Genomic DNA, 24,267 nt, shown 5'->3' with positions numbered 1-24,267 from the left:
GTTAGCGTAGCCTCATTTTTCTCGTCGGGCGGTTCACGAATCCTCAACGGATGTGTTTAGAATGCCCCTCGTCACGATTATCCAGCGATCGTTCGGGGTGCTGCGAAAGTTGTTCCCATCCCCGCGAAGCTGACCATTAAAACAAGAACGTAGACGGGCAAGAAGACGATGGACGACGACCGGCAAACGCCGCCGCGATCCGTTGCTTTGCCGTCATAGAGTGGGGCTGCCGGGACGGCGGTTTCATCGTGGGATGCCATGAATTTCATTCTTTACTCGGACGTCAACGACAGCTCCATCAGCCAGAGCCTTGGTCGACCCGAATACAGTTATTACTTCGTGCTCAAGGCGTATCGCCCGGTGCTCGAAAGCCTTGGGCGGGTGCACGTGGTGTCCAGCGTCGCCGAGGTCGATCCCCTCTACAGGCAACTGCTCGCCGCTGGCGAAGACAGCTTGTTCCTGTCGTTCACCCCGCCGCAGAAAACCCCGACCGATCTGGAGTGCCCGACGATCTGCGTGGTGGCCTGGGAGTTCGACTCGATTCCCGATGAGCAGTGGGACAATGACCCGCGCCAGGACTGGACGCACATGCTCGCGCGCCAGGGCCGGGTCATCACGCTCTCCAGCCACACCGCCCGGGCGATTCGCCGGGCCATGGGTGAAGACTTCCCGGTTCTGGTGTTGCCAACGCCGTTGTGGGAAAACTTCGCGGCCATTCGTAGTCACCACACCAGCGCGCCGGTGAACCCCGGTTCAACACTGCAGATCAAGGGCTGCGTCTTCGACTCCCGTACCCTCGGGCTCAACGCCGATGCGCTGATCCCGGTGCCGCCGAGTGCCGAGGAACTGGCGGCGCTGGCGGCCGAGCTGGAGGCTTTGAAGCCACCGCCGCTGACACTGAAACGGCGCTTCGTGATTGCCCGCCATTACCTGCACATGTGGCGCCTGGACAAAGGCAAATCGCTGCCGGACCCGGTCCATCGCACGCACTTCCTGAGCCAGTGGTATTGGGAAGGGGTTCGCGACTTGTTGTCGGACACCGTCCATGCACGGCTCGCCGAGTACCTGCCGGCCATCGCCGGTCCGCAGACAGTTGCAGTGCCCGAGCCCGAACCCCGGGAGTGGCCGGATACCAACACCCAGGTCGAGACTCAAGTGGACGGCGTGGTCTACGTCACCGTCTTCAACCCGCGTGACGGTCGCAAGAACTGGCATCAGCTGATCACCGCGTTCTGCTGGGCGTTCCGCGAAACCGACGACGCCACGCTGGTGCTGAAGATTACCCAAAGCGACCTGTCGTCCTACTACGACGAGCTGATGACGTTGCTCGCGCAGCTGTCACCGTTTGCCTGTCGAGTGGTGGTGATGCACGGTTATCTGGACGATCCGCAATACGCCCGGCTGTACGAAGCCGCCAGTTTTTACGTCAATGCTTCACGCTGCGAAGGCCTGTGCCTGCCGCTGATGGAGTTCATGGCCAGCGGCAAACCGGTGATCGCCCCGGATCACACCGCCATGGAGGATTACATCGATGAGCGCGTGGCGTTTGTGGTCAAGTCCAGCGAAGAGCTGACCATTTGGCCGCAGGACACCCGCATCATCTACCGCACCCTGCGTTATCGACCGGACTGGGGTTCGCTGAAAAGCGCCTACGAAAACAGCTACCGGATGGCCAAGGCGCAACCGCAGGATTACCAGCGAATGTCCCGCGCCGCCATCGACCGCATGCACGACTACTGCGCGTTCGCCCCGGTGCAGCAACGTCTGTCGGACTTCTTCGGGCTGGTGCCGCAGGCCTCTGTGCCTGCGACCGTGACGGATAACGCCTCATGCTGATCATCATTCATTCGGAAACCAACCAGCGCACCATTGCCCAGAACCTCGGCCGCTCGGAGTACAGCTATTACTTCGTGCTCAAGGAGTACCGGCCGGTGCTGGAGCGACTGGGGCGAGTGATCGAAGTCAGCGACCCACAGACCGAAGTCGATGCGCTGTACCTCGACTGTCTGTCCCGAGGTGAAGACTGTGTCTTCCTGTCGTTCTCGCCCCCGCATCGCACGCCGGTCAACTTTGCCTGCCCGACCCTGGCGGTGTTTGCCTGGGAATTCAGCACCATTCCCAACGAGCCGTTTGCCGGGGAACCACGCAATGACTGGTGCAGCGTGTTGCGCGCGTCCGGTGCGGCCATCACGCATTCCAACTACACCGTCAACGCGGTGCGCGAGGCCATGGGCGCGGACTATCCGATCGTCTCCGTGCCCGCGCCCGTATGGGACCGCTTCGCTGCCCGTGGTGCGCAGTTGCAACGCCAGCCGTTGGCCAGGCAGGTGAAATTGAAGATCAAAGGGGTGGTGGCGGACAGTCGTCAGCTCGACCTGCAGGCGTTTGGCCCGGTGCATTTGCGTACGGGTCAGGGCATCGATTTCGATGCGCCGGCCAGTGAGCACGAGTTGGTGCTCGACGGGGTGATCTATACCTCGGTGTTCAACCCCAGTGACGGGCGCAAGAACTGGGAAGACATGCTCAGTGCCTTCTGCGTGACTTTCCGCGACGTTGAAGATGCCACGCTGGTGTTCAAACTGACCCACCACGATGCCGAAGAAGCGCTGGCCGATATCCTTCATCACTTGTATAAAAACCAGTCCTACCGCTGCCGCATCGTGTTGATTTACGGTTACCTGGCGGATGCGGATTACGAGCAACTGGTCCAGGCCACCAGTTATGTGGTCAACACCGCTTACGGTGAAGGGCAGTGCCTGCCGCTGATGGAGTTCATGTCCTGTGGCAAACCGGCAGTGGCGCCGCGCACCACGGCGATGATCGATTACCTGGATGCCGACAACGCCTTCATCATCGACACCACCGACGAATTGACCGCCTGGCCCCATGACCCGCGCCGCGCCTTCCGCACGTTGCGCTACATCACTGATTGGGCGTCGGTGTGCAGGGCGTATCGAGCAAGTTATGACGTAGCCAAGGACGATCCCGAGCGTTATGCGCAGATGTCCGCCCATGCGGTGACCAGCCTGCAAGCGTTCTGCAGTCAGGCCAGCGCCGAGCAACGCTTGAAAGGATTTTTTGCCGATTTGTTCAAAAACCCCGTTACACCTGCCCTGGAAACCCCCGACGCATGATTCGTGCATGGTTGCGACGCCTGTTGCCTGCGGCGAAACCCGAGCCGTTGCCGGTGATGCACAGCCCCGTGTCGCCACGGGATGTGGGGTTGCGCGATGCAATGCTCGATGGCTGGTTTCTGGGTGACAGCGGCGAACTGCTTAAAGGCTTTGCCATCAACGCGGACGACACCTTGCTCGACGTCGGTTGCGGTGAGGGCGTGGCGACCCTGTTTGCGGTGCGTCAGGGTGCGTCGGTGATCTTTACCGACAGCGAGCACGACAAGGTCCGCGAGCTGGCCCTGCAGGTGGATGCGCAGTCGAACAAGCAAAATCTTGGATTGGTGAGCAACAGCCTGCCGCTGCCCCTGGCCGACGGCTGCGCGAGCAAAGTCGTGTGCATGGAAGTGCTTGAGCACATTGATCAGCCCGAGCCGTTCATGGCCGAACTGGTGCGCATGGGCCGGCCCGGGGCGCTGTATTTGCTGAGCGTTCCGGCCCCGGTGGGTGAACATTTGCAGCAGGGCATCGCACCGGCCAGCTATTTCCAATCGCCCAATCACGTGCAGATTTTTACCCCGGAGCGGTTTGCCGCGATGGTCGAAGACGCCGGGCTGGTGATCGAGCATCGCCAGGCCACCGGGTTTTTCTGGGTCATGGGCATGATCTTTTTCTGGGCCAGTGAACGCGCCGCCGGTCGCGACCTGGGTGGCGCAGTGCGCGACCGGATTCAGGCGCCGTACCCACCGCTGATGGAGAGCTGGGCGCAGACCTGGCAAGACTTGCTGGCACAACCCAATGGCCTGGCGATCAAGCAGATGCTTGATCAATTCATGCCCAAGAGTCAGGTGATCATCGCCCGCAAACCGCTGGATGCCGACGCCACGTCCGGGAGGATGGCATGAGCAGCAAACGGATCATGGACATCGAGTTGCTGCGCGGTATTGCAGTGCTCGGCGTGTTGTTTCATCACCTGCAAGGCAGCCTGTTTACCGACACGGTGCCATTGCTGGAAAACATCCATGCCTGGGCGCAACCGTGGTGGGGCGTCGATCTGTTTTTCGCGATCTCGGGCTTCGTGATTGCACGCAGTTTGATCCCGGCCTTGCAGGGTTGCAGCACGCGCCAGGAATACTGGCAGCAGACGCGTAACTTCTGGCTGCGGCGGGCCTTTCGCTTGCTGCCGTCGGCGTGGTTGTGGCTGGCGTTGATGCTGCTGGCCTGTGTGTTTATCAACCGCTCCGGGGCGTTCGGCACCTTGCAAGCGAACTTGCAGGCGACGCTGGCCGGGGTCGCGCAATATGCCAACTTCCGCTTTGCCGACAGCTTTTTCCACTACGAATACGGCACCAGTTTCGTGTACTGGAGCCTGTCGCTGGAGGAGCAGTTTTACCTGCTGTTCCCGCTGCTGATTCTGCTCTGCCGCAAGCACCTGGTCTGGGCGTTGCTGGCGTTGGTCGCGGTGCAGTTGTTCACCTTGCGCACGCCGATCCTGATGGTGGTGCGCACCGATGCATTGGCCCTCGGCGTGCTGCTGGCGATGTGGAGTGCACGACCTGATTACGTGCGCTGGGAGCCGACATTCTTGCGTCGGCCGTGGGCGGGCGTCGCGGCGCTGCTGATCGCTGGACGCTGGCGCTGAGCTTCATGGCCACCGACCGCTTCACCTTCGCCAATTACCGGATCGGCGCGATTGCCGTGCTCAGCGCGGTGCTGGTCTGGATCGCGTCCTACAACCGTGATTACTTGATGCCAGCAGGTTTGCTGAAGAGCCTGATGGTGTGGATCGGCAGTCGCTCCTACGGGATTTACCTGATCCATATTCCGGCGTACGCGTTGGTGCGCGAAGTGATCTTCCGGTTGCAGGCGGCCGGTCTGCCGAGTCCGGCGGGCCATCCGGTCCTGACTATCCTGATCGCTGGCGGGCTGATTGTCCTGTTGAGCGAACTCAATTACCGCTTCGTCGAAATGCCCATGCGCAATCGCGGCGCCTCGCTGGTGCAACGTCTGAGCACGTCCCGAACCGCCGTCCCATCCTCTGGAGCTACCTCATGCTGAGCCTTTTGAAGAAACTCACGGCGGGCACGCCCGCTCCCGCGCAGCCAGTGGCACCGGTCGCGGACAAGGTCGACCCGTACATGCTCGGCCTGCATGACGCGATGCTCAGTGGCTGGTTCAACCAGGAAACCGGCGAGCTGTTTACCGGTTTCCCGGTGACCCCTGAGGACACCTTGCTCGACGTCGGCTGCGGCTGGTGGCGGCAACGTGCATTTCTGCGGCATGCGCGGGGCGAAGATCATCATTGCCGACATTGACGCGGCCAAGGTTGAAGCGACCCGCCAGCGCCTGAGCGATACGCCGGCCCGGGGCGTGGAGTGCCACGTGACCGATTGCAATCCGCTGCCGATTGCCGATGCGACCGCCACCCGCGTGGTGTCCACCGAAGTCATCGAACACGTCGACGACCCGGCGCAGTTCCTCGCTGAACTGGTGCGGGTCGGCAAGCCTGGGGCGTTGTATTTGCTCAGCGTTCCGCACCCGAGCTCCGAAGACCTGCAAAAGGACATCGCCGCGCCAGAGTACTTCCAGAAGCCCAACCACATTCGCATCATCAGCGAAGAGCAGTTCAAGGCGATGGTCAGTGACGCCGGCCTGGAAGTGCTGAGCCACAGCCAGTACGGGTTTTACTGGTCGATGTGGATGCTGTTGTTCTGGGAAGCCAAGGTCGACTTCAGCAACGCTGACCATCCGCTGCTCAATCACTGGGCGGATACCTGGAAAGCGATCCTCGATTCGCCGCGGGGCGCGCAGATCAAACAGGCACTGGATGCTGTCGTGGCGAAAAGTCAGGTGATCATCGCTCGTAAGCCTTTGGCCGAATAACCCAAGGCTGGCAGTGTTTTCTGTGGTGGTGGCTTTTGTGGCGAGGGAGCTTGCTCCCGCTCGGCTGCGAAGCAGTCGCTAGTGCTGAGAACTCGATCTGTCTGAATTAATGTGGTGGCTGGTTTTGGGGCTGCTTCACAGCCCCGCGGGAGCAAGCTCCCTCGCCACAGGTTTTGTGTACCCTGTAGACCTGTTTTTGTAGGGATCAGGGATGTGATGTCGTTCGTTATTCGTCTATCGGTATTGCTTGCCGCGTTGGTGCTCAACGGCTGCGAGCATCACGACGCACCACCACTCGATCAACAACTCTACGTCTGGCAACGGCAATGGACCCCGGCCCATGAGGCTGCGTTGCGCGATAGCCGTGCCGATTTCTCGACCTTGCGGGTGCTGGCGTTGCAGGCATTCCCGCAGGAAGGCTGGCGCCGGGCGCGGATTGATCCGGGGTTGCTCAAGCACGATGGCCGACCGCTGATTGCGGTGATTCGTCTGGATGGTCAGCTCAAGGCGCTGGATCAGGACGAGGTCATTACCCAGATCCAGCAAGTGCTCGGCGATTGGCAAACCCAAGGCCTGACCTTGGCCGGCGTGGAAATCGACCACGATGCCGGCAACGCTCGGCTGCCAGCCTATCGGGGGTTCCTCACGCAACTGCGCGCCACGCTGCCGGCATCTTTGCCGCTGAGCATCACCGCGCTGCCGGCCTGGCTCGACAGTGCTGAATTGCCCGAGCTGTTGGCGACGGTCGACAGCAGCGTGTTGCAGGTGCATGCGGTCAGTGACCCGCGTCGAGGGTTGTTCGACGCGGATCAAGCCAAACAGTGGGCCAAGGCCTGGAGCCGCATCACGGCTAAGCCGTTCTATCTGGCACTCCCGGCGTATGGCGTGGCGCTGTTGCCCGACGCCAGTGGTGCACCGGTCGTCGAAAGCGAAGTCCCCATCGAGCGGGGTGGCAAACGCCGGGAATTGCTGGCCGATCCGCTGCAATTGAGCACATTGGCGACTGAGTTGCGTCAGGATCCGCCGGCCCATCTGGCCGGCCTGATCTGGTTCCGTCTGCCACTGGCCGGTGATCGCCGCGCCTGGAGCCTGACGACACTGGGCGCCGTGGCCCGCGGTGATGCGTTGAACAGTCGCCTGAGCCTGAAACTATCCGCAGAAAACGGCCTCTATGACATCGCCATCAGCAACCAGGGCAATCTCGACAGCGACTGGCCCGAACGCCTGACGCTGGCGGTGCAAGGCTGTGATGGCGCTGATGCGCTGGCCGGTTATGCGTTGCAACAGAGCCCGGATCTGCTTACCTTCACCCGCTTGCGCGACGGTCGAATTGCGGCCGGCGGACAGCGCGCCATCGGTTGGGCACGCTGCGCAAAAATTGATCAAGGAGGTTCGAATGTTCACCCGTAACTGGCCCCGCCATCTGCTCTGCCTGAGCCTCGGTTTGCCGCTGGGTTCGGCGCTGGCCTGTGGGCCGGACTTCCCGATGCGTTTGCTGGATAACCGCGACCAGTCACTCTCTGAGCTGCCGGAAGGCAACTTCCGCTTCGAGGTCAGTCGCCTTGGGCAGGCCATCGCCGGGCTGAAAAATGCTACCGCGGCCACCAATAGCCCGGGCGACGGCTACGGCGATGCGCCGTCCTACACCGATCAACGGGACAAGGCTGAGCAGGCCGGATTGACCGTTGAGCAGCAAGCGCTGGTCAAGCAACTGCGCACGCTGACCGATGCTCATGAGGTAGAAACGCAAGGTGCGAGCCTGCCGGTTGATCTGCGGCTGTACCTGGCGGGTGCCGTGGCGTTTAGCGCGGGAGACCATCAGCTCGCTGCTGAATACTTCCAGAAAGTCTTGGCATTGCCGGCCGATCAACGACCGTTGCGCAGCACTTGGGCAGCGTATTCGTTGGGCCGGGCGCTGTATGAAATGAGCGCCGAGGCGGGCGCCGGGCCGGGCCTGTTGGCCCAGTCGCAGAAAGCCTTCGAACAGACTCGTCAGCTTAGCGTCGATGGCTTTAGCGATCCGTTGGAACTGGGCATTGCCAGCCTCGGCGAAGAAGCGCGAGTGGTTCGCACTGCGGGCGACTGGAATCGCGCTATCGAGCTTTACGCCACGCAAAACCTGCTTGGTTCTACGGTGGGTTATTCCTCGCTCAAACAATTGATGAGCGAGCTGATGGCGCTGTCTGACGATCAGTTGGCCGTGTTGCTTCAGGGTAAATCGGTGCAGCAATTGGTCACTGCATCGTTGATCAGTCGCGTTGGTTGGTCATTCGGTGATCAACCGCCGAGCGAGAAAAAGCTGATCCAGTTGCTGCAAAACAGCACCCGCGGCAGCCTGGATAACGCGGATCGATTGGCGGCGATGAATTATCAACAGGGTGATTACGCCAGCGCCAAGGCCTTTCTTGAACACGCCGGCGACGGCGGTCTGGCCTGGTGGGTACGAGCCAAACTGGCGCTGCGCGAAGGCGATAAAGCCGCCGCTGCGGATGCTTATGCGAAGGCGGCCCAGGCGTTCCCGCAGAACGAGTCCTGGGGCGAACGGCGGACCCCGGACTGGGATTTCGAAACGGTTAAGCCCAATTGCCGGGTCGAGGGTGAAAGCGCGATCCTCGCCCTGCAACGCGGCGATTACCTGCAAGCGTTCGATCAGCTCTATCGCAGTCAAGGTGTGTATTGGCTCGACGCGGCCACGGTCGCCGAGCGGGTGCTGACCGTCGATGAACTCAAGCATTATGTCGACACCCAAGTGCCGGCAGTACCGTCGCTGACTCAGCAGGAGCGTGACAACTATGTACCGCTGCCCGTGGCGGCAAGGCTGCGCGATTTGCTCGGGCGGCGGTTGTTGCGCGAAGAGCGTTACGACGAGGCGCCGGCCTATTTTGACAACGCCGAGTTACAAGCCAAGGCCACGTGGTACGGGCAGTTGCGTAAGGATGCCGAATCTAAATGGTGGCCAACTACTCGCGCGTTTTCCTACTACTACGCAGCAACTCTGGCCCGTTACGACGGGATGGCGCTGTTGGGTTACGAGATGTCCCCGGATTACGCGACGTTCGACGGTAATTACAGTCTGGAAGCTCCCGAACTCAAAGTCGGACCGCTGTTGGCCGAGGGCGAAATAAAGCGTCAGCAAGCCACGGTGGCGCAACCGGATGAGCGTTTCCATTACCGTTATGTCGCCACGGCCCTGGCCAGTAAAGCCGCCGATCATCTGCCCCGCAGCAGTCAGGCGTTTGCTTCCGTGCTGTGCAAGGCTTCCAACTGGGGCACCAGCCTGGAGGAGCAAAGCGCGTTTTATCAACGGTATGTCGAGCAGGGCCCTTACGTGGTCTGGGCCGGTGATTTCGGTCATCAATGCCAGGACCCGGACTTCCAGAATGCCGACAAACGCTACGTGACCCAGTTTGTGGATAGCCTGCGCTCGACACTTCGTCCCTACAAACGCGTGCTGCAGGTTTGCGGTGTGTTACTGGTCACGGCGACGGCTTTGCTGTTGATCAATCGCCGTCGTCGTCATAAGGCACAGTAAGGCTCAGGCCTGTTGAACAAAGGTCAGCCGCACGGCGAAACCGATCAACAGGCTGCCGAACAGCCATTGCTGCACGCGTTGGGCTGACGGGCTGCGTTGCAGCCAACGGCCCAGCGCCGCGCCGGTCAGCGCGTAGGCGCTGTCGAACAGTAAACCGGCGACCACCAGCAACACGCCAAGGGTGGCGAACTGCGCGAGCACCGGCCCGGCCTGAGGATTGATGAACTGCGGTAGCAACACCGAGCAGAACAACAGGGCTTTGGGGTTGAGCAGGTTGGTCAGCAAGCCGCGTTGGATCGACTCGCGCCAGCGTGGTTTTTCGCCGGCAGCGCTTGCCCCATTCAAGCTCGGCAGCAGGGTGGTGCGCAGGCATTGAATGCCGATCCACAACAGGTACGCGGCCCCGGCCAGGCGCACCACATCGAAGGTCCAGGGCGCAGCCTTGAACAGCGCCGCCAGCCCCAGCGCCGCCAGCGCCACATGACAACCCCGGGCAATGCCCAGGCCTATCGCCGTGGCCAGCGCCGCGCCTTTGCCCTGACGGGCACCGGTTTGCAGCAGCAGAATCATGTCCGGGCCGGGCAGCAGATACACCACCGCCAACGCCATGAAAAACAGCCAGAGTCCTGCCACGTTGCACCCCATTCGTTGTCGATTTGGTAGGGTCAGTCTAGGGCTGGAGGGCAGGGCAGGTGCTTGCGTAGTTCGCTTCTATAACCTTCTGAATTGGCATAACCTGCCACGTTATGACGTACACACCATCAGGATCTGCCAAACCATGAAACTGGATGCCTACGACCGCAAGATTCTCGCCGCCCTGCAACGGGACGGTCGGCTGAGCAATGTGCAACTGGCCGATGAGATTGGTCTGTCGGCGTCTCCGTGTTTGCGCCGGGTGCGGATGCTCGAAGAGGCGGGGGTGATTCGCGGTTACCAGGCCAACCTTGATCGTGACGAAGTGGGGCTGGGGCTGACGGTGTTTGTCGGGGTCAAGGTTGAGCGCCACAACGATGAACAGGCCGAGGCCTTTCGCGAGGCGGTGACGGCGTTGCCCGAGGTGATTTCGGCGTTTCTGGTGTCCGGGGAATCGGATTTTCTGCTGCAAGTGGTGGTGCCGGATCTGCGTGCCTACGACCGGTTTCTCACGGGGCGCCTACTGAAATTGCCGGGGGTAAGTGATATTCGCAGCAACTTTGCGATTCATACGGTGAAGACGCCGGGGGCGTTGCCGCTTGAGCATTTGCCCAGTTTATAAAGATCAAAAGATCGCAGCCTTCGGCAGCGCCTACAGGTGCGATCTTTTGATCTTTGATTTACATTTGCGTCGCCATCCCCTCCACATTCATCGCCGCCTGGCGCAACGCTTCTGAACGGGTCGGGTGCGGGTGGCAGGTCAGGGCGATGTCCTCGGCCGAGGCGCTGAACTCCATGGCCACGCAATATTCACCGATCATTTCACTGACGCTCGGGCCCACCAGATGCACGCCAAGGATTTCGTCGGTGCGCTCATCGGCCAGCACTTTGGCGAAGCCTTCGGTCTCGTGGTTGATTTTCGCCCGGCTGTTGGCGGTGAACGGGAACTTGCCGACCTTGTACGCACGACCCTCGGCCTTGAGCTGTTCTTCGGTCTTGCCGACGCTGGCCAGCTCTGGTCGGGTGTAGATCACATTGGGGATCAGGTCGTAATTGACCTCGCCGGCCTTGCCGATGATCTGCTCGATGCAGGCCATGGCTTCGTCTTCGGCCTTGTGGGCGAGCATCGGCCCGGACGTGACGTCGCCGATTACCCAGACGCCAGCGGCTTCGGTGCGGTGACCCTTGTTGGCGAGCATGCCGCGTTTGTCGGTAGCGAGGCCAACGGTTTCCAGGCCCAGGCCTTGGGTGTAAGGCCGGCGCCCGATGGCCACCAGCACGTAATCGGCTTCAAGCAATTCTGCGGTGCCACCAGCGGCGGGCTCAACGCTGAGCTGCACGCCGTTGGCCGAGGTGGTGGCGCTGGTGACTTTCGAACTCAACTTGAAGCTGATGCCTTGCTTGGTCAATGAACGTTGCAGGGTTTTGCCGGCCTCGCCATCGACGCCGGGGCAGATCCGGTCGAGAAACTCGACCACGGTCACTTGAGCGCCCAGCCGCCGCCAGACCGATCCCAATTCCAGACCGATTACTCCGGCGCCGATCACCACCAGGTGCTTCGGCACTTCGGTCAGGGACAACGCACCGGTTGAATCGAGGATGCGCTTGTTATCGATGTCCACGCCGGGCAGGGGAGTGGGCTCGGAGCCGGTGGCGATGATGATGTCTTTGGCCGTCAGCTCGGTCTTGGCGCCCTGGCTGTCAGTCACGGTGACCTTGCCCGGCCCGTCGATATGGCCCCAGCCCTTGATCCAGTCGACTTTGTTTTTGCGAAACAGAAACTCGATGCCTTTGGTCAGCCCGGTAACGCTTTCGTCCTTCTGTTTCATCATCTGGGCGAGATTAAGCGTCGGTTTGACCTCAATCCCCAGGTTGGCGAATTCCGCACCCATGGCTGCGTCGTAGAGTTCGGAAGCATGCAGCAGGGCCTTGGACGGCATGCAACCGACGTTCAGGCAGGTGCCGCCGAGGGTGGCGCGGCCTTCGACGCAAGCGGCTTTGAGGCCGAGTTGGCCGGCCCGGATCGCTGCGTTGTAACCGCCCGGGCCACCGCCCAGAATCACGACGTCATAGGTGCTCATGCTTGTACTCCTGGAGTAAAAGGGGCCGGATGGGTAAACGTAGCCGTTGATAAAAATTACGAACGTAATATGTGCGTTCCAACGTATTTAGGTCAAGGCTTCAGGTAAATGACAGGTCGAGCACTTTTAGATAGAACGATTTAGTACGGAAATTTCACCACTTTCGTTATATGGTAACGAATTGTGTCGGGTTTTGACGTTAGCAACGATAAACACTGGGGTGGTATGCAAGTCGATCTTGATGTCGATGGAACGCAAGTAGCCGGTCTGCCGCGCTTTCAGCAGGCGCTCTTTCACGGGCGACGATTGCGTCAATATGCAATCGGCCTGAGTGTCTTGGCTGGCGTGGGGCTGTTACTGGCGTTTTTCACCGGGCTGTTTGCGCCGCAGTCACTGTGGGCGGCGCTGCTGGTCAATCAGAGCGCCGGTTTGCTGGTACTCATTGCCGGTCTGCAATCGGCCTGGTGGGTGACCGAATGGCGTGCGCAGGCGATGAATCCGAGCGTGTCAGTGCCAGTGGTGGTCGACGCCGACGAAACCGTTGCGCCGGCGGGTTGGTACGAACGCTTGCTGGATCGGCTCGGGCAGCGCTGGCAGCACATGCTGGTGCAGATCGGTGCGCCGACTTTGTGGCTGGCCGGTTGGGCGCTGCTGGCGTTGTTCAGCATCGAACAGTTCTGGAACCTGGCGCTGACGCCTGCTGCTCTGGGAGTGTCGGCCAGTGTCGGCGCTGCGCTGTCACTGTTGCTGGCTTTTGGTCTGTTGGTGCTGGAACGTCAACTGGCCCAGGAAAACCTCGCCGAATGGCCGGAAGCAGGGTCGTTGGCGCAGCTGACACGTGTGGCGATTATCTGTTTGGTGCTGAGCGCGTTGTGTCTGCTGTTCGGCAATGACACCTCGGTTTGGCCGGCCCGTCTGGCGGTGCTGATCGGCTTGCTGCCGGGGCTGGTGGCCGTTGAATTGCTGCTGCGTGCGGTGCTGTCGCTGTTCAGTCCGCAGCGTGAACAACTTGAACCATCGTTGCTGGCGCGAAGCTTTGTCGCTGACATGCTGCGTTGGCCGCCACAACCGTTGCTGGCGTTGCAGCACGAATTGCACAACCGCTTCGGCATCGACCTGCGGCAAATCTGGGCCTTCACTTACATGCGCCGGGCGTTTTTTCCGGTGTTGGCGGTGGTGGCGATTGTCGGTTGGTCACTCACCGGTATTCACGAAATTGCGCTGCAAGGGCGCGGTATCTACGAACGTTTCGGCAAACCGGTGGAAGTCTTCGGCCCAGGTTTGCACGCCGGTTTGCCCTGGCCGCTGGGCCGAGTGTTGAGCGTCGAGAACGGCGTGGTCCACGAGTTGGCCACCAGCGTCGGTGAAGCATCGGCACCGGTGGTGGCTGAGCCCGCGGAAGGCCCGGCCCCGGCGATTGCCAATCGCTTGTGGGACGCCAGCCATGTGAATGACAAATCCCAAGTCATTGCCAGCAGCCGTGCCGACAAGCAGAGCTTCCAGATCGTCAACATGGACGTGCGTTTCGTCTATCGCATTGGCCTGACCGATAAAGACGCGTTGGCCGCGACTTACAACAGCGCTGATGTGCCGACGCTGATTCGCAGCACCGCCAGCCGAATTCTGGTGCACGACTTTGCTTCGCGTACCCTCGACGGTTTGCTCGGTGAAGACCGGGTAGGGCTGGGCGAAGAGATCGGCCGTGCCGTGCAGGCAGACCTGAAAAAACTCGACAGCGGCGTGGAAATTCTCGCCACGGTGGTTGAAGCGATTCATCCGCCGGCCGGTGCTGCCAATGCTTATCACGCGGTGCAAGCGGCGCAGATTGGCGCTCAAGCGTTGATCTCTCGTGAACGCGGTGCGGCAGCGGAGGCGACCAACCAGGCGCAGTTGCAGGCCAGCATTGCTCGCGATCAAGCCACTGCAAGCGCCCGTGAAATCAATGCGGCGGCGCAGGCTTCCGACCTTCGGTTCAGTGCCGAACGCAAAGCCTTCGCCAGCGCCGGCCAGGCTTTTGTGCTGGAGCAATACTTCAGCCAACTGACCCAGGGCCTGGCCAACGCCAAGTTGTTGGTTCTCGATCATCGCCTGGGCGGTAGCAGCAACGCGCCGACCATCGACCTCCGTACATTCACGCTGCCGGCTGACCCTGCGCCGGCGCGTAATACCGCTCAGCCAGGAGCCACCCATTGAGCCAGTCGCATACTCACGATCACGATGACCACACTGGCCACGATCACGGCCATGGCGGGCATCATCACGGACATCACCATCATCACCACGGTGATCCGCAGGAGGCCGGTCCATTCCCGTGGCGGCGCATGGGTTGGGCGGCGTTGCTGGTGGCGTTTGCCATCGCAGCAGCGAGCCTGGTGCAAGTGCGTTCGGGGGAGGCCACGGTGATTACCCGTTTCGGCAACCCCTCGCGGGTGTTGCTTGAGCCGGGGCTGAGCTGGCGTTGGCCGGCACCGTTCGAGGCGGCAATCCCCGTGGACTTGCGCTTGCGCACAACGTCCAGCGGTTTGCAGGATGTCGGCACCCGGGATGGTTTGCGCATCATTGTTCAGGCTTATGTGGCGTGGCAGGTACAGGGCGATCCGGACAATGTGCAGCGCTTCATGCGCGCGGTGCAGAACCAGCCCGATGAAGCGGCGCGGCAGATTCGCACCTTTGTTGGCTCGGCACTGGAAACCACGGCCAGCAGTTTTGATCTGGCGAACCTGGTCAACACTGACGCCAACCAGGTGCACATTGCCGAGTTCGAAGCGCAGTTGCGTCAGCAGATTGATCAACAGTTGCTGACCACTTACGGCGTGCGAGTGCTGCAAGTCGGCATTGAACGACTGACGCTGCCGTCTGTGACACTGACCGCTACGGTCGATCGTATGCGCGCTGAGCGTGAAACAATCGCCACCGAACGTACCGCGATAGGCAAACGCGAAGCCGCGCAAATCCGTTCCGCCGCCGAACGTGATGCGCGAATTGTGCAGGCCGATGCCACGGTGAAGGCTGCTGACATCGAAGCGCAATCTCGCGTTGAAGCTGCGCAGATTTACGGCCGCGCCTACGCTGGATCGCCGCAGCTCTACAATCTGCTGCGCTCACTCGACACCTTGGGCACTATCGTTTCGCCGGGCACCAAACTGATTTTGCGCACCGATGCAGCACCATTCCGGGTGTTGGTTGACGGTCCGCCGAGCCTCGATAACAAGTCCGGGTCGCAGCCATGAATTTGGTTCCACGTGGAACAAATGAGTTAAGCAGCCCTTGGATTCAGGCCGGGCGTCTGGCTTTTCTGGCGCTGTACGCGGTGACAGTGCTGGCCGCTTTGGCCTGGGCGTTCTCCAATGTGCGGCAGATCGACCCGCAGAATCGTGCCGTGGTTTTACACTTTGGAGCCCTGAGTCGCGTCCAGAATGCCGGTCTGTTGTTGGCGTGGCCGCGTCCGTTTGAGCAGGTGATTTTGTTGCCGGCGGCGGATCGGGTCATCGAGCGTCGAGTGGAAAATCTGTTGCGCAGCGATGTGGCGTTGCAGGCTGATCGCGTCGCCACGTTTGCCACTCCGCTCAGTGATGCACTGGCGGGCTCCGGTTATCTGCTGACCGGTGATGCCGGCGTGGTGCAACTGGATGTGCGGGTGTTTTACAAAGTCACCGAGCCGTACGCCTTCGTCCTTCAGGGCGAACATGTGCTGCCGGCACTCGATCGCTTGGTTACTCGCAGCGCCGTGGCGCTCACCGCCGCGCGCGATCTGGACACCATTCTGGTTGCACGTCCCGAACTGATCGGCGCCGATAACAAGGCTGCCGAACGTCGTGAACGCTTGCGCGGTGATCTGGTGCAAGGCATCAACCAACGCCTCGCCGAACTGACGGCGACGGGGCAGGGAATCGGTATTGAAGTTGCTCGCGTCGACGTGCAATCGAGTCTGCCCGGCCCGGCAGTAAACGCATTCAACGCCGTGCTGACCGCCGGTCAGCAAGCCGACAAAGCAGTAGCCAACGCACGTACCGAAGCCGAGAAACTCACTCAGACCGCCAACGAACAAGCCGACCGTGCCCTGCAAGTGGCGCATGCCCAAGCGAGCGAGCGACTGGCCAAAGCCTCGGCGGATACCGCGACGGTACTGAGCCTGGCCAAGGCGCAACAGCAGGGCACTGACCCGCAAATGTTGCTGCGCATTTACCGTGAGCGGATGCCGAAGATTCTCGGTCAGGCTGGCTCGGTGACCACGGTCGATCCGAAAGACGATTCCCGCCTGATCATTCAGGGAGCTGCACAATGACTGCCCACACCGCCGCCGCACCGAGCATGTTGTCCTCGGCTGAGCAACGCAGCGCTGCGCGCCAACTGACCTTGGCGATGCTCGCCCTCGGCTTGCTCGGGTTGGGTCTGATCTGGCGCTGGTTCTCTCCGGAGCAGACCGGTGTCAGTCAATTGCTGCTGGGATTCGCCTCGGTACTGGTCGCTGTGCCGGTGATGCGTTCGGCCTGGTACAGCTTGCGCTACCCGAGCCTGCACGGGATCACCGATCAACTGATCGCCCTGGCCATGCTCGGTGCCTGGGCCACCGGTGATTTGCTCACGGCAGCGTTGCTGCCGATCATCATGATTTTCGGCCATGTGCTGGAAGAGCGCAGTGTGATCGGTTCCCAGGAAGCGATTCACGCCCTCGGCAAATTGACCCGCAGCCATGCGCGCAAGCTTCAGGCGGACGGCGCCATTGTCGAAGTCGACAACGGCACGCTCAAGGCTGGTGACATTGTGGAGGTGCGCGCCGGGGATCGAGTACCGGCGGATGGTCGGGTGTTGTCCGGTCAGGCGAGTCTCGACACCGCATCAATCACCGGCGAGTCGGTGCCGTTGGAAGCGGTGGTCGGCATGGCGGTATTCGGCGGTGCGATCAACCTCGATGGCTTGCTGCGCATTGAAGTGACCCGCACTGGCAACGAGTCGACCCTCGGTAAAGTGATCGCGCTGATGCAAAGCGCCGAGCGTTCCAAACCACCAATCACCCGTTTGCTGGAACGTTACGCTGGCAGCTATATGGTGTTGGTGTTGCTGCTGGCGGCAGTGACCTGGTTTGTCACCAACGATGCCCAGGCAATGTTGGCGGTGTTGGTGGCGGCTTGCCCGTGTGCGCTGGTGCTGTCGGCACCGGCCACGGCGATTGCCGGCGTAGCAGTAGCGGCGCGTCACGGGATTCTGATTCGCAGCTCGGCGTTCCTCGAAGAGCTGGCGGACCTGACGTCACTGGTCGTGGACAAGACCGGGACGCTGACCTTTGGCACCTTGCGTCTGCAATCCATCGATAGCCCGTTGGAGGATCGCAGCCACGTGCTGAAACTCGCCGCCAGTCTTGGTTCGGCGAGCAGTCACCCGGTCAGCCGTGCGTTGGCCAGCCTGGTCACTCAGGAGCATTTCCTGCTGCTCTCGGACATTCACGAACGCCAAGGGCTGGGCGTGGTGGCAATGACGGAGCAGGGCGAGGCAGCACTCGGTCGTCCGGAGTTGTTTGCGCAGTTGGGCATCGACACTTCGGCCGTTCCGGAACACGACGGGCCGATTGCTGGGCTGGCGCTTGACGGTGAATTCCTCGCCTGGCTGTTGCTGGCGGACACGGTCAAACCTGAAGCACGCTTTGCCTTGAACGAGTTGCGCGAGCTTGGCTTGGGTCGGCAGTTGTTGCTCACGGGCGATCGACAAAGTGTCGCGCATACACTGGCTCGGGATGTCGGTATCAGCGATGTCGAAGCTCAGGCGTTGCCCGAGGACAAACTCAATCGTGTACTGACGGAAATCGGCAGTGGCTTCCGGCCGATGGTGGTCGGTGACGGCATCAACGATTCCCTGGCACTGAAGGCCGGTGTTGTCGGTGTGGCCATGGGCGCCGGCGGCGCGGATATCGCGCTGGCTTCGGCAGACATTGTGCTGATCGGCAGCGACCTGCGTCGGCTCGGTACCTGTGTACGGTTGAGTCGCCAGTGCCGGCAAACGCTGCAAGTGAACGTGATCATCGGCCTGGGTTGGACCTTGGCGATTGTCGCCTTCGCAGCTTTCGGTTGGCTGGGTGCGGCGGGAGCGATGATTGCGGCGTTGCTGCACAACCTGAGCACCTTGCTGGTGTTGGGCAACGCCGGGCGTTTGCTGCGGTTTCAGGAGCCTTTGCTCAAGCTCAAAGACGAAGTTTGAGTCCGCCGCGAGTGAAGGCTCTAAACCGGGAGCTTACGGCGCCAGCAACTTTTTAGAACTGTGCGCCCACATCGTAGTCATCTAGGTGTGGGCCATTTGTTTTTTAGGTCGCGACGGCTGTCTCGAGCGCCGCGAGTTATAGAAAAAGGCTATTAATTCGATAGCCAGCTAATTTTCTAAGATGGTCTACCCTCAGATCAGACGTCTGAAATAAGGGGGATTATCCATGCTCGCGCAACTTCCACCGGCCTTACAGAATCTGCAGCTACCGCTTCGCCTGCGACTCTGGGACGGCCATGAATTCAATCTGGGGCCGACGCCCAGCGTCACTATTGTGGTCAAGGACCCGCAACTGGTTTCCCAGTTCACGCATCCTAGCCTCGACTTGTTGGGGGCGGCATTTGTCGAAGGCAAACTTGAGCTGGAAGGCTCAATCAGCGATGTGATCCGCGTCTGTGATGAGTGGAGCCAGGCCATGTTGGGTGACGCCGACAGTCAGCCGGTGCGCCTCGTCCACGACAAGGAAACCGACGCCAAAGCGATTTCCTATCACTACGACCTTTCCAACGCGTTTTACCAGCTGTGGCTCGACAGCGACATGGCGTATTCCTGCGCCTATTTCGAGACCGGCAGCGAGACGCTGGAACAAGCCCAGCAAGCCAAATTCCGGCATCTGTGCCGCAAGCTGCGCCTGCAACCGGGCGATTACTTGCTGGATGTGGGTTGCGGCTGGGGCGGGTTGGCGCGGTATGCGGCCCGGGAATTCGGCGCGAAGGTGTTCGGTATTACCCTTAGCAAAGAGCAACTGGCCCTGGCCCGTGAACGGGTTAAAGAAGAAGGGCTGGAAGATCTGGTTGAACTGCAACTGCTCGACTACCGCGATTTGCCGCAGGACGGGCGTTTCGACAAGGTGGTCAGCGTTGGCATGTTCGAGCACGTCGGCCATGCGAACCTGACCGAGTACTGCAAGGTCCTGTTCGGCGCGGTGAAGGAGGGAGGTCTGGTGATGAACCACGGGATCACCGCCAAGCACACTGACGGCCGACCTGTCGGACGCGGTGCCGGTGATTTCATCGAGAAGTACGTGTTCCCCAACGGCGAGCTGCCACACCTTTCAATGATCTCTGCCGAGATCAGCGAAGTGGGGTTGGAAATCGTCGATGTCGAGAGTCTGCGCCTGCATTACGCGCGTACCCTCGATCACTGGAGCGAACGCCTGGAAGACAACCTGGAAGCTGCCGCCAAACAGGTGCCGGAACAGACGCTACGGATCTGGCGGCTGTACCTGGCCGGTTGCGCTTACGCGTTCGCCAAAGGCTGGATCAACCTGCACCAGATCCTCGCGGTGAAAGCACACCCGGACGGCAGTCATGAACTGCCTTGGACCCGGGACGACATCTACACGCCTTAAAGGATCGGTGAAATCAGCCGGGCGACCCGCATGCCGACTTGTTGCAGGCGGTGGGTCTCCCGGCTTTCTTCTTTGGCGATCTCGTGGGCCTGGTCGAAATCATCGTTGAGCATTTGTTCCACCTCGGCGGCGAACACGCTGTCTACGGTCAACAACATCACTTCGAAATTCAGCCGGAACGAGCGGTTGTCCAGGTTGGCGCTGCCGATGGCGCTGATTTCGCTGTCGATCAACACCACTTTCTGATGCAGGAATCCGGGCTGATAACGGAACACCCGCACGCCTGCGCGAACGGCTTCGAACGCGTAGAGACTGGACGCGGCATAGACGATCCGGTGATCCGGGCGCGACGGCAGCAGCAATCGCACGTCCACACCGCGCAGTACCGCCAGGCGTAAAGCGGCGAATACCGCTTCGTCCGGAATGAAGTAAGGACTGGTGATCCACACCCGCTCAGTCGCCGCGTGAATGGCTTCGACGAAGAACAGCGAACAGGTTTCGTAGGAATCCGCCGGGCCGCTGGCGAGCAATTGGCACAGCACGCCGTCGTCCGGGTACACGTCCGGCAGGATCAGCGGCGGCAGTGAACGCGCGGCCCAGAACCAGTCTTCAGCAAAAGATTCCTGCATGCTGGCCACCACCGGCCCGCGCACTTGCACGTGAGTATCGCGCCATGGCGCCAGGGGCGGTTTCTCGCCCATGTATTCGTCACCAACGTTGTGGCCGCCGACGAAACCCAGCACGCCGTCGACCACGACGATCTTGCGATGGTTACGGAAGTTGACCTGGAACCGGTTGAGCCAGCCGCTGCGGGTGGCGAACGCCTTGACCTCGACGCCAGCATCGCGCAACGGCTGCACGTAGCTATGGGGCAACGAGTGGCTGCCAATACGGTCGTACAGCAGATAAATCGCCACGCCTTCGGCGGCTTTTTTCAGCAATAGGGTTTGCAGGCGTTGGCCGAGCCGGTCGTCGTGGATGATGAAAAACTGGATCAGCACCGCTTCTTTTGCGTGGTTGATGGCATCGAAGATCGCCTCGAAGGTGGCTGTTCCGTTGATCAGCAGGCGCACTTCGTTGTTAGCCAGGCACGGCATGCGCCCCAGTTTTGGCATCGCCCTCAAGGACGCGTAGGCATTCGACGCGCGAGCGGTCAGGGCTTCTTCGACCCAGGGTCGCCAATTCAGCTCGGAAATGGCCTTGCGCATTTCTTCGTTGGCCTGGCGCCGGGCCTTGATGTAACCGTCGAAGGTGCTACGACCGAAGACCAGGTACGGAATAAGCGTGAGGTAGGGAATAAACAGCAACGACAGGGCCCAGGCGATCGAGCCTTGGGCGGTTCGAACGGTCAACACGGCGTGGATGGCGGCGATCAGGCCCAGCGAGTGCAGTAGCGCAATCATGTAACCGAAAATATGCGGTCCAAAATAATCCATGGGGCAACCTTGCTCCTGAAGATTCAATGCGTAAAAGACCATGTTCCGTGCAGAATGTCGCTATTTAATTGGCCCATGAACCGAAGCACATGGCTGACGTCTAACGGCCACTATTGATCAGGAGTTACTCGATGAACGTTCGTCTGCTGGGTTTGGCCATGGCCCTTGGTTTGTCCCTTCCTGTGGCCGCTCAGGCGCAGATGCTGCAGCCGGGTTTGTGGGAATTGACCTCGAGCAACATGAAGGTTGATAACCAGGACCTGCCGGATCTGCAATTGATCCTTGGCCAGCTGCAAAGCCAGATGACCCCGGAACAACGGGCGCAACTGGAGAAGCAGGGCATCACCATGGGCGGCAAAGGGATTCGGGCGTGCCTGACTCAAGCCCAGGTGGCGTCCGACAACATTCCGCTGACGGACCCGCAATCGGGTTGCAAGCAGGAAATTACCGACCGTAACGGCAACCAGTGGAAATTCCGCTTCAGCTGCCCGAAAGCGCAAGGCGCGGGTGTGGCGACGTTCCTCAGTGATCGTGAGTTCACTACCAAGGTTAACGGTACGTTCAACGCCACCGGCATTCAGCAAAAGGGTAGCCTCGATACGCGTGCGGTGTGGTTGGGGCAGGATTGCGGGACTGTGAAGCCCAGAGCCTAAAAGCTTCGCGGGCAAGCCTCGCTCCTACAGGTGATCAGCAATCCGTAGGAGCGAGGCTTGCTCGCGAAGGCGTCCTTTCAAACCCCACAATCCTTGGGATGCAAAAACCCACACACCTCATCAATCCTCATCCGCCCGAAATCCTCCCCGCTGCAACTGCGCACGCTGACAAACCCGCCATCCATTTCTTTCTCTCCGACCACCAACAGGTACGGCACGCTCCGTTCGCTGTGCGCGCGAATCTTGTAGGCGATTTTCTCGTTACGCAGATCCGCAAGGGCACGCACGCCGCTGCGCCGCAGTTCCTCGGTCACCGATTGGGTGTACGCGATCTGGCGCTCGTCGATGTTCACCACCATCACTTGGGGCGGTGCTCGCCAATGGTCCAACTCCTGCTGGCTGGACCAGCAAGTGCCATAAATCCGTTGCAGCGAATTGCCGCCGACATGATCCAGAGCGAAGGCTTGCAGCACCTTTGTGGCGGGAACATGTGGACCGTTGGTCAAGTACTCGGCGTCTCCCAGCCGATACACCGACAAGCGTTCGGTGGATGACAGGTCCCGGCATCGGATGGAATGGTTGGTCGCCGCGAGCATGCGCATGCGCATTTCGATCTGTGGCAGATCATCGAGCGATAACATCCGCTCCATCGCAAACTCATAAAAGAACCCGTCACCCAGCGCCGAGCCCTTCAGCAACAGCACATTCGGATGCAACTGTTTGACTGCCATGGCCAGCATCAGCGCACAGGAACGGCGAACGATCTCCAGTCCATCAGGTTCCCGAGGCGTGACAATACTGACCCGCGCATCACCCTGAATCATGAATCCACAGTCCACCAACACACCGTCGACCCGACCGGCGACTGCCGCTTGGGCCAGCGCGAGCCCGATACTCGCCGCCACTTCGAACACGGACAGTGGCTGATCGTATTCACGCAATGAGCCGTCGGGCAGGGTGATGTGGATCATGGTGGGTGTTCTCGGCAGTGGCGTTAGCGCATGAAGCGCAGGGGCAGTCCCTGACAGCTGTCATGTAGACGATTGGCGTGCCAGGCAATTTGCCCCGATACCAGGGTGGTACTGACGCTGTGGCGAAAATGGTGTTGGGCGAAGGGCGTCCAGCCGCATTGAGAGAGGATCGGTTGTAGGGAAACGGCGACGCCGTCGGGCTCGGGTTTGATCAGAACAAGATCAGCCCAATAGCCTTCGCGCAGATAACCGCGGTCGGGGATGGCGAACAGATCGGCAACCCGGTGACTGGTTTTGGCCACGAGGGTGGCGATTGGCAGCACTTCATCAGCGACCAATTCCAGCAGCGCGGGCAGGGCGTGTTGCACCAGCGGCAGACCGGACGGCGCCTGACTGTAAGGCCGGTGCTTTTCGGCCCACGTATGGGGCGCATGATCGCTGCCGATGACATCCAGTCGGTTGCTCAGCAGGGCTTGGCGCAATGCGTCGCGGTCGGTCCGGGATTTGATCGCCGGGTTGCACTTGATCAGGTTGCCCAGACGCGGGTAGTCGCGATCGTCGAACAGCAAATGATGCAGACAGACTTCGGCGGTGATGTGTTTCTGCGCCAGTGGTTTGTCTTCGAACAAAGCTAGCTCGCGCTCCGTGGTCAGGTGCAAAACGTGCAGACGAGTGCCATGACGCTTGGCCAGGTCCACGGCCAATGAGGAGGAACGAAAGCAGGCCTCGGCATTGCGGATCAGTGGATGGGCCTCGGCAGAAATGCGTTCGCCGTACAGCGCTCGCAGGGTCGCGGCATTCGCATCGATGCTCGGTGTGTGTTCGCAATGGGCCAGCAGAATCGTCGGCACCTCGGCGAACAGCCGCTCGAGAATCCGCGGATCGTCCACCAGCATGTTGCCGGTGGACGCGCCCATGAACACTTTCACCCCGGCGACTTCGCAAGGATTGAGCGCGGCAACGGTGTCGAGGTTGTCGTTGCTCACACCGAAGTGAAAGCCGTAGTTGGCCACCGAATTGATCGCCGCTCGACGCTTTTTATCGGCGAGTGCTTCGAAGGTAAGGGTGGCCGGATTGGTGTTCGGCATGTCCATGAAGCTGGTGATGCCACCAGCCACGGCGGCTCGGGATTCTGTGTAAAAGCTGCCCTTGTCCGGCGCTCCAGGATCTCGGAAATGCACCTGGTCATCAATCATCCCCGGCAGCAACCACTGACCGAGCGCGTCGATTTCCACGCTTGCCGTTTCGCCTTCGATGCTGCTGGCGATCTTGACGATTCGGCCATTGCTCACTAGCAGGTCGCCGTCAAACGCGCGACCTTCGTTCACCAACCGGGCATTGCGAATCAGCACGCTGCTCATA

Annotated in this window: 17 protein-coding genes and 2 pseudogenes; 14 read left to right on the top strand and 5 right to left on the bottom strand. The window is 60.8% G+C overall.

The annotated features are described in order from the left end of the window. Window positions 1–258 precede the first annotated feature (258 nt). The 7 genes and pseudogenes from RHM58_RS08095 (at window position 259) to RHM58_RS08065 (ending at window position 9,528) form a co-directional block, all read left to right on the top strand. Entirely contained in the window at window positions 259–1,836 is a 1,578-nt protein-coding gene (locus RHM58_RS08095) for a glycosyltransferase (protein ID WP_322270046.1), read from the top strand. Further along, window positions 1,830–3,134 carry a glycosyltransferase gene (locus RHM58_RS08090; RefSeq protein ID WP_322270045.1) on the top strand — a complete coding sequence of 435 codons (1,305 nt, stop codon included), beginning with the start codon at window positions 1,830–1,832 and terminating at the stop codon, window positions 3,132–3,134. Before RHM58_RS08095 ends, RHM58_RS08090 begins: the two co-directional genes overlap by 7 nt. After that, entirely contained in the window at window positions 3,131–4,018 is an 888-nt protein-coding gene (locus RHM58_RS08085; RefSeq protein ID WP_322270044.1) for a class I SAM-dependent methyltransferase, read from the top strand. The genes RHM58_RS08090 and RHM58_RS08085 overlap by 4 nt, the downstream gene beginning before the upstream one ends. Further along, window positions 4,015–5,171, top strand: a pseudogene (locus RHM58_RS08080) (acyltransferase family protein). Before RHM58_RS08085 ends, RHM58_RS08080 begins: the two are co-directional and overlap by 4 nt. After that, window positions 5,165–5,996, top strand: a pseudogene (locus RHM58_RS08075) (class I SAM-dependent methyltransferase). The pseudogenes RHM58_RS08080 and RHM58_RS08075 overlap by 7 nt, the downstream one beginning before the upstream one ends. 216 nt (window positions 5,997–6,212) lie before the next feature. Beyond that, window positions 6,213–7,406, top strand: coding sequence for a DUF3142 domain-containing protein (locus tag RHM58_RS08070; protein WP_201255030.1), 1,194 nt, complete (start codon window positions 6,213–6,215; stop codon window positions 7,404–7,406). After that, window positions 7,393–9,528 (top strand): hypothetical protein, encoded by a 2,136-nt coding sequence (locus RHM58_RS08065; RefSeq protein ID WP_322270043.1) that lies wholly within the window; start codon window positions 7,393–7,395, stop codon window positions 9,526–9,528. The genes RHM58_RS08070 and RHM58_RS08065 overlap by 14 nt, the downstream gene beginning before the upstream one ends. 3 nt (window positions 9,529–9,531) lie before the next feature. On the opposite strand, the gene RHM58_RS08060 is transcribed toward RHM58_RS08065, so the two are convergent. Continuing rightward, entirely contained in the window at window positions 9,532–10,161 is a 630-nt protein-coding gene (locus RHM58_RS08060) for a LysE family translocator (protein ID WP_322270042.1), read from the bottom strand. 145 nt (window positions 10,162–10,306) lie between these two features. Between RHM58_RS08060 and RHM58_RS08055 the strand changes: the two genes are divergently transcribed. Beyond that, window positions 10,307–10,783, top strand: a complete 477-nt coding sequence (locus RHM58_RS08055) for an Lrp/AsnC family transcriptional regulator (RefSeq protein ID WP_201199186.1) — start codon at window positions 10,307–10,309, stop codon at window positions 10,781–10,783. A gap of 58 nt (window positions 10,784–10,841) precedes the next feature. Here RHM58_RS08055 and lpdA read toward each other — a convergent pair whose 3' ends face one another. After that, a complete protein-coding gene (gene lpdA, locus RHM58_RS08050; RefSeq protein ID WP_322270041.1) occupies window positions 10,842–12,242 on the bottom strand; it encodes a dihydrolipoyl dehydrogenase in 1,401 nt (466 codons plus the stop codon). A 225-nt stretch (window positions 12,243–12,467) separates the two neighbouring features. On the opposite strand from lpdA, the gene hflK (RHM58_RS08045) reads away from it, so the two are divergent. The 5 genes from hflK (RHM58_RS08045) (at window position 12,468) to cfaB (ending at window position 19,845) form a co-directional block, all read left to right on the top strand. Further along, complete coding sequence (gene hflK, locus RHM58_RS08045) at window positions 12,468–14,435, top strand: protease modulator HflK (RefSeq protein ID WP_322270040.1); 1,968 nt, start codon at window positions 12,468–12,470, stop codon at window positions 14,433–14,435. Beyond that, window positions 14,432–15,472, top strand: a complete 1,041-nt coding sequence (gene hflC, locus RHM58_RS08040; RefSeq protein ID WP_201199180.1) for a protease modulator HflC — start codon at window positions 14,432–14,434, stop codon at window positions 15,470–15,472. The genes hflK (RHM58_RS08045) and hflC overlap by 4 nt, the downstream gene beginning before the upstream one ends. Continuing rightward, the gene (gene hflK, locus RHM58_RS08035; protein ID WP_322270039.1) at window positions 15,469–16,527 is read left to right on the top strand and encodes a protease modulator HflK; all 1,059 of its coding nucleotides are present in this window, start codon (window positions 15,469–15,471) and stop codon (window positions 16,525–16,527) included. Before hflC ends, hflK (RHM58_RS08035) begins: the two co-directional genes overlap by 4 nt. Beyond that, window positions 16,524–18,434, top strand: a complete 1,911-nt coding sequence (locus RHM58_RS08030) for a heavy metal translocating P-type ATPase (RefSeq protein ID WP_201199176.1) — start codon at window positions 16,524–16,526, stop codon at window positions 18,432–18,434. Before hflK (RHM58_RS08035) ends, RHM58_RS08030 begins: the two co-directional genes overlap by 4 nt. Before the next feature lie 226 nt (window positions 18,435–18,660). Next, window positions 18,661–19,845, top strand: a complete 1,185-nt coding sequence (cfaB, locus tag RHM58_RS08025) for a C17 cyclopropane fatty acid synthase CfaB (protein ID WP_201199174.1) — start codon at window positions 18,661–18,663, stop codon at window positions 19,843–19,845. Here cfaB and cls read toward each other — a convergent pair. Continuing rightward, window positions 19,842–21,281, bottom strand: coding sequence for a cardiolipin synthase (gene cls / locus RHM58_RS08020; protein ID WP_322270038.1), 1,440 nt, complete (start codon window positions 21,279–21,281; stop codon window positions 19,842–19,844). The two genes, cfaB and cls, sit on opposite strands and share 4 nt — an antisense overlap. Before the next feature lie 131 nt (window positions 21,282–21,412). Between cls and RHM58_RS08015 the strand changes: the two genes are divergently transcribed. After that, window positions 21,413–21,934 (top strand): DUF3617 domain-containing protein, encoded by a 522-nt coding sequence (locus RHM58_RS08015; protein WP_201255033.1) that lies wholly within the window; start codon window positions 21,413–21,415, stop codon window positions 21,932–21,934. Between the two features lie 77 nt (window positions 21,935–22,011). On the opposite strand, the gene RHM58_RS08010 is transcribed toward RHM58_RS08015, so the two are convergent. Continuing rightward, window positions 22,012–22,905 (bottom strand): His/Gly/Thr/Pro-type tRNA ligase C-terminal domain-containing protein, encoded by an 894-nt coding sequence (locus tag RHM58_RS08010; RefSeq protein ID WP_322270037.1) that lies wholly within the window; start codon window positions 22,903–22,905, stop codon window positions 22,012–22,014. Window positions 22,906–22,928: 23 nt separating this feature from the next. Continuing rightward, window positions 22,929–24,266: a dihydroorotase gene (locus RHM58_RS08005; RefSeq protein WP_201255035.1), complete on the bottom strand. Its 1,338-nt coding sequence runs from the start codon at window positions 24,264–24,266 to the stop codon at window positions 22,929–22,931. Window position 24,267 lies beyond the last annotated feature (1 nt).

It is taken from the genome of Pseudomonas sp. 10S4 (assembly GCF_034344865.1).
GTDB lineage: Bacteria > Pseudomonadota > Gammaproteobacteria > Pseudomonadales > Pseudomonadaceae > Aquipseudomonas.
This window is presented reverse-complemented; position numbering and strand designations above follow the sequence as displayed.